Here is a 4553-nt window from a genome sequence, read left to right on the forward strand (position 1 = left end):
CATGTTGCAGCAAATCAGCGATCCATTCTGCATCTGATATATCTGTTTTTCTACCCGGCAGCACTTTCATATGTGCCGCATTTACTACAATAGCGGGAAGGTCTTGCGCCTCAAAGACGTTGTATAACGGTTTCCAGTAAGGACCTGTACTTTCCATTGCCACCATCTGACACCCGGATGCTTTTAACCATTCTGTCATTTCCCGTAAATCCCGTGTGAATGTACCAAACTGACGTATTTCAAATTTTATCCCCTGTTTCATGCAGACAACAATTTTTTGCTTATGAACATCAATTCCGCTACAACGCTCATAGACTACTTGCACTTTATGCCCCCATTTCTACGGCGTCACTCCCGTGCTTTGCTCATTTTACCGTGCGTCCTTATGCTTTGATGAAGCTTAGACAAATTGCGGTACGTTGCGGGAGTGAATCTCAGTTTGTGTATCGAGTTCGTATCTCAAAAATTAACGAGCTCTTGCCGTAGCCTTATTATACTATTTTCGTTTATGGTGGCGTGGGGAGCACGTGATAGTTTATGTAATTAACAAATACAATAATGCTCCATCTTTAGTGGAGAAAACAGCAATTAGTATTTATATTTTTTGCATTTTTCAGCAAATACAATATATTCCTCCAGGTACTCTACAATCTGGTTTGCTTGTTCTGGGGAGATGCTATTCAAGTTTGCACCATTAGCTGCCTCTTCCAAAATACTCTGAATTTGGTAAGGCATGTATCCTAATGTATCAAGTCGCTTTATCAGGCTATTTATGCGATGGTCCACCACGGTAACACCCTCTTAGTATTTAAAATATATTAAAACAGAACTAAAGTCCTATTGACAGGACTTTAGTCACATGCCTATTATAACAAAAACCAAGCTTCTGTTGAATTATTTTCCATGAGAAAAAATGGTAAAAATTTTGACATAATCTGATAGACTAGGCAAAATAATCAGTATATCGTATACTTATTTTTTAGATAAAAGTAAAAAAATGTCATAATATAAAAGAGAGTGTCAATGTTAATTAGTTACAACCAAGGGGATGGAGGTTTCGTATTTCACGTATTTTTTTGTAAAAGACATAATACTATTGGTATCATTAATATCTTTAGTTATACTGCATTCACGTGTATGTCAAATTACAAAAATAATTTTGCAATAGCAGCGCCAGCTGCCACAAGGCTTATAGAAATACCATAGCGCCATCTGTTTGTTTGAACGGCTTCATTCATGGATTGTTCAATAAGTTGTTGTTTATCATTTATTTTTTTTACATCAGTTTCTATGGCGGTTAATTTATCTATTTTTTTATCCAGTTTACTATCAAGGGTATCTAACTTTCTTTCGATTTTGTCATCTAAAGTATTAATTTTACTTTCTAGAGCGTCACATTTTCTTTCAATTTTTGTATCAAGGTCTTTTATTTGGGTATCAATGGAATTTATTTTTGTATTTAAAGCTGTAACTGCTTCTTTGATATATTCAACATCTTCTGAAGACCGATTGTTCTTATACATTTCTGTTAATGCTAGCCTTATAAGCAGTATTTCTCTTAGTATACGATCCTGATTATTCCCTACAGCAACTTCTTCTGTGACAGCCATATACCACATCACCATCCCAATATGTTTTTTGTATATCATACGGTTAGGTTATGTGAAGTGTGATAGTTACTTCACAATATTTTCGGTGGTTTATTTATTTTTCAGTCTTAGTAATGCTATTAACTACATCTACTGGACAATGTTTCGAGGTATCACATAGCTAAGCTAAACGAATGTGTATGGGTGGAAAGGAGAAATAAATTCAAAAAAAAATCCAAGCCATCCTCAAAGTAAAGTATTCAAAAATAATAAAATAGAATACCCGAAAGAAGTTGGTTGGTCGATGGACAAGACCTGAAGGAGCAATTAGCTATCAATGTTCTTCAAGCAGCTATTGGGTCAGAAAAAAACACTCCATGGCTAATTATACACACAGGTCGCGACTTATAGTTTTGCGGGAAACAATATATAGATATGTTAAGCAAACATGGCTTCAAAGCCAGCATGAGCAGACCTGGTGGTAATTTCTTATGATAATACCATAGCAGAGAATTTCCATAAAATATTAAATTATTAAATACGGAACTAGTGCGAGGCAATGGAGTCTTTGATGGTAGAGAAATAGCCAAAAAAGTCTTTTATAGGCAGAGAAACAAACTGCCTTGGGGGTGCTTATCCCCAAGGCAGTTTGAGCAAGATATTTAGTTGTTTTAGCTTGACTATGCGTCTACTAATAAGGAGCAGTCAGTTTGCGGCCTGGGCGATACGTACCGAGAGGAACAGAATACCTGTTAGACTTATACAGAATGGTATTGTCTTTACGCACCATTACTGCTAAAATGTCTTCAGGGATTTTTATTGAGGGTACTGGCCGCAAGTGTTGCTTTTCGAGGAGAAATGCTTGCGCTGGTACTTTTTTTGTTGTCCCATGTTCTTTGGCATTACCTGTGCGCTTCAGCCAATCTAGTTGTGTTTGGTTCCAATCTGTCAGTGAAGTGAAGAGGCGGTGTTTAGCAAAGTTGTTCTTCAGATACTTGACAACGGCTTCTACTTTGCCTTTGCTTTCAGGGTCACCTTTACGCATAGATATACGGAGAATCCCATGAACTGTTTAAACTGTTCAAACTCAGTAGTAAATATGATATCTCCATAGTTTTCACTAACTGCTACTAGCTTATCTTGATCAAAGACAATTTCTTTGGGTACGCCACCGAAGAATTCAAAACATCGTTTTAGCATAGTTACCAGGAGTGGCGTAGTAAGCGGCTTATCTGACCACTCAGCGTATTTGTATCGTGAATGAGATAGTACTGCTCCCATACAGTAAACAGTAGATTTTCCTCCCTCTGTCTTAGGTACAGCGGTTTGTCCAAAGTCAATTTGCAATTGCAACCCAGGAGGAAGTTCTTCAACCGCCTCATACTGCCGTATTGTTATTGGTTTAGGCATTTGATGCTTTTTACGTAACTAAGCAACATATCTTCGTACTGTTCGCTCTTTAAGAGATGTATCGTCATAGATTTCTATTAGCCAATCCATGATCTGAGCAGCGCTCAAATCCGGAAACTCTCGGAGACGGTTAACAATGACAGTTTCGTATTTATCTAACTTATGTTTACGCTTTTTGTTAGAAAAGGTTAAAAACTCTTCAGGCGTCATATTCCAGAAGCGGGCAACTGTTTTAGGGTCAAGTGACAGCTTCCGGGCAACTTGCGCCTTCTTAATCTTTTGTGCTTTTAGTTCATGAAATTTACTATACATCGGCCACCTCAACAACATATCCACGTCCTTTCTACCTGAAAGAATATCAGGGTTTTGAAAAGACTATGGAGTTTTAATTTCATCCATTTTCAGTGGCCGAATTTCATCCCTTTTATTTTACCGCTTACAAGTGGATTTTCTATTATTGTCTAAAAGGTCGGGGGTAGTTCAGAAATAGTATTTTACAACATTATGGGAATCAATAAGTTGATGGCAGCAATCCAGAAGGCATCTGCTTGCACTTCCGGCTTTGCTGCCGTTTTTTTTGACAGGTAATCCATGATAAATGAAGAATTCTTATTTATGAATTTTTTTTGTCATAATAACCAGAAGCAAGTGCTGTTAGAACTGGAATGATTGCCACTAGAGCTGATTTAGCAGCATCATTAAACACTTTTTTCCAATCTACCATTTCAATTATTTCTTTCATTGTTATCAACCTCCTGCTAATTTCTAAATTGATTATAAATCAACCATTTAATATAGGGGTGTGCAGAATGCCCACTTTAGGGGAGTGATTAATATTTTTAAATTACCTGAATCAGTAATGGATCATGTAATAAGATTTAACGAAATTTATAAAAAACATTACCTCTTACCGCTATGCCCGATATTGCTGGGAAGGACTACTATTGTTGGTTTCGGTGTGGCTATTGATGGACTGAGTAAGAAAAAAAAAGATAAATATGTCCCCGTACTAGATAAAAGCCAGACTCTTAGCAAGCTTAGCGCCAAAGAACTAAAAGAAAAGTTAGCTTCATTTGGTTATCAAGACAAAGAGAAAATTTTGAGTTTATTAAAAACACTAAAGTCAAATGACATTAAATTCGAGACTTATCTACAAAAACTAATTGTCGAAAAAGGGTATGTTCCTTCAGATATTATTCGTCTAGCCAACATGGAGAAGGGACATTTTTACCAAATCTTAAGAGGTGAACGAAAACCCATTCGTAACACGGTAATCAAACTTGCGATAATATTAGGTCTTACGGTGGAAGAAACAGACTTATTGCTTCAGAAAGCAAATCATAATGAGTTATACGCCTTCAATCGTCGTGATGGTGCAATTATATATTGTTTATCATGTCGGTTACAATTAGATGATGTAGAAACTTTTCTTAGCCTGCTTGATGAAGCACCGTTAAGTGAAAAAATACGGTAGAACCAGATTAGGACACGTTGATCTCTGCCCCGTACCCCGTTTGATGGACAGCACAAACAAGTGGTAAACTGTACATCAAG

General features: G+C 36.8%; 7 protein-coding genes. 1 reads left to right on the forward strand and 6 read right to left on the reverse strand.

Features of this window, described 5'->3' with window-relative positions:
* From AC29Z1_RS13890 to AC29Z1_RS13915, 6 genes are all read right to left on the reverse strand, one after another.
* Positions 1-325 (reverse strand): IS110 family transposase (locus AC29Z1_RS13890; RefSeq protein WP_488272050.1); only part of this gene is annotated, 325 nt, incomplete at its 3' end.
* Between the two features lie 820 nt (positions 326-1145).
* Complete coding sequence (locus AC29Z1_RS13895; RefSeq protein WP_488272051.1) at positions 1146-1610, reverse strand: hypothetical protein; 465 nt, start codon at positions 1608-1610, stop codon at positions 1146-1148.
* Between the two features lie 670 nt (positions 1611-2280).
* Positions 2281-2634: a hypothetical protein gene (locus AC29Z1_RS13900; protein WP_488272052.1), complete on the reverse strand. Its 354-nt coding sequence runs from the start codon at positions 2632-2634 to the stop codon at positions 2281-2283.
* Positions 2598-2999, reverse strand: coding sequence for a DDE-type integrase/transposase/recombinase (locus AC29Z1_RS13905; RefSeq protein ID WP_488272053.1), 402 nt, complete (start codon positions 2997-2999; stop codon positions 2598-2600). The genes AC29Z1_RS13900 and AC29Z1_RS13905 overlap by 37 nt, the downstream gene beginning before the upstream one ends.
* Positions 3000-3017: 18 nt before the next feature.
* Positions 3018-3311: a hypothetical protein gene (locus AC29Z1_RS13910; protein ID WP_488272054.1), complete on the reverse strand. Its 294-nt coding sequence runs from the start codon at positions 3309-3311 to the stop codon at positions 3018-3020.
* 301 nt (positions 3312-3612) lie between these two features.
* Positions 3613-3741 carry a hypothetical protein gene (locus AC29Z1_RS13915; RefSeq protein WP_488272055.1) on the reverse strand — a complete coding sequence of 43 codons (129 nt, stop codon included), beginning with the start codon at positions 3739-3741 and terminating at the stop codon, positions 3613-3615.
* A 117-nt stretch (positions 3742-3858) separates the two neighbouring features.
* Between AC29Z1_RS13915 and AC29Z1_RS13920 the strand changes: the two genes are divergently transcribed.
* Positions 3859-4473 carry a hypothetical protein gene (locus AC29Z1_RS13920; RefSeq protein ID WP_488272056.1) on the forward strand — a complete coding sequence of 205 codons (615 nt, stop codon included), beginning with the start codon at positions 3859-3861 and terminating at the stop codon, positions 4471-4473.
* Positions 4474-4553: the final 80 nt, after the last annotated feature.

It is taken from the genome of Sporomusa sp. (assembly GCF_057736855.1).

Coding starts and splice junctions, on each gene's coding strand:
- AC29Z1_RS13895 (WP_488272051.1), bottom strand. CDS start 1,610: ATGGCTGTCACAGAAGAAGTTGCTGTAGGGAATAATCAGGATCGTATA.
- AC29Z1_RS13900 (WP_488272052.1), bottom strand. CDS start 2,634: ATGCGTAAAGGTGACCCTGAAAGCAAAGGCAAAGTAGAAGCCGTTGTC.
- AC29Z1_RS13905 (WP_488272053.1), bottom strand. CDS start 2,999: ATGCCTAAACCAATAACAATACGGCAGTATGAGGCGGTTGAAGAACTT.
- AC29Z1_RS13910 (WP_488272054.1), bottom strand. CDS start 3,311: ATGTATAGTAAATTTCATGAACTAAAAGCACAAAAGATTAAGAAGGCG.
- AC29Z1_RS13915 (WP_488272055.1), bottom strand. CDS start 3,741: ATGAAAGAAATAATTGAAATGGTAGATTGGAAAAAAGTGTTTAATGAT.
- AC29Z1_RS13920 (WP_488272056.1), top strand. CDS start 3,859: ATGGATCATGTAATAAGATTTAACGAAATTTATAAAAAACATTACCTC.